The following is a 1,269-nucleotide window of genomic DNA, read 5'->3' as shown; positions in this document are numbered from 1 at the left end:
GTCCAGAAGGCCGGAGGCGTGCCGGGTCCAGGCGTCGGTCGCGTCCGGGCTGGAGTGCACCGCCACAGGCCGGGCGCCGTCGGGCGCCGGGGTGCCGACGGTGACCCGCAGCCGGACGCCGCCTCGCGTCGCGAGCAGGAGCGGCCGGTCGATGGTCAGTTCCCGCAGCCGACCGCAGCCGGCCTCGTCGCCAGCCCGGACGGCGAGCTCGACCAGGCCCGCGGCGGGCAGCACCGGAACTCCGTGGCGGGTGTGGTCGGCAAGCCAGGGATGGGTGCGCGGGGACAGCCGGGACGTGAACACCAGACCGCCGCCGTCCGGCAGCGACACCACCGCCCCGAGCAACGGATGGTCGGCGTCGGCCTGGCCAAGCGCGACCGCGTCCACGTCACGAGCAGGTGCCAACCAGTAATGCCGGTGGTCAAACGCATAGGTCGGCAGATCAACGCTGCTACCAGAACCACCTCGCGGCAACGCCGCCGCCCAGTCCACCTCCCCGCCCCGGACAAAAACCTCCGCCGCCGCCATCAGGGCAGTGCCAACCTCACCCCACCCATCCCGCAGCACCGGCACGCCTGGCGCCGACCGGGCCAGCAGACCAGACAGTGCGGCACCAGGACCCACCTCCACGAACAAGCCCGCGCCAGATGCCCGCACACCGTCATGGAAACGAACCGGGCGGCGCACATGAGAAACCCAGTACTCCACCGACGCCAGCTCGTCCGCCGCCGCGATCCCACCCGTCAGATTGGAAACGACCGGAATCTTCGCCGCTCCCCACGAGACGCCTCTCAAAGCTGCCCCAAAGTCCGCCAGCATCGGCTCCATCCGCGCCGAGTGAAACGCATGGGACACCGCAAGTCGCCGCACCCGCCAACCCCGACCGCGCGCTACCTCCGCTACCGCCGAAACCGCCCCCTCCGCACCGGACAACACCACCGAATCCGCCTCGTTCACCGCCGCGAGATCCATCCCGTCGCTCAGCAGAGGCACCACATCGCTCTCAGCCGCGTTCACCGCGACCATCGCACCGCCCGGCTCCAATTCCTGCATCAACCGGCCCCGCGCAGCCACCACCATGCAAGCGTCGGCCAGCGAGAAAACGCCCGCCACATGCGCCGCGGTCACCTCACCTATCGAATGACCCAGTACCGCATCGGGCCGCACACCCCACGACTCCAACAGCCGAACCAGCGCAACCTCCACCGCGAACAAACCAGCCTGGGTGAACACCGTCTCATCCAACAACCCCTCCGGCGACCCGAACAC

1 protein-coding gene and 1 pseudogene are annotated in these 1,269 nt (G+C 70.1%); both read right to left on the bottom strand.

Annotated elements, in window-relative coordinates; genetic code table 11:
* The coding region (locus MXD58_RS31975) for a polyketide synthase dehydratase domain-containing protein (RefSeq protein ID WP_250611144.1) at window positions 1-624 on the bottom strand (624 nt) is incomplete at its 3' end.
* A gap of 39 nt (window positions 625-663) precedes the next feature.
* A pseudogene (locus MXD58_RS31970) lies at window positions 664-1,206 on the bottom strand (acyltransferase domain-containing protein); the annotation flags it as partial.
* Window positions 1,207-1,269: the final 63 nt, after the last annotated feature.

Origin of the sequence: Frankia sp. AgKG'84/4, from assembly GCF_023242965.2 — a bacterium.
In the GTDB taxonomy this organism is placed as follows: Bacteria; Actinomycetota; Actinomycetes; order Frankiales; family Frankiaceae; genus Frankia.
Note: the sequence above shows the minus strand (reverse complement) of the source record. Positions and strands in the feature narration are given on the sequence as shown.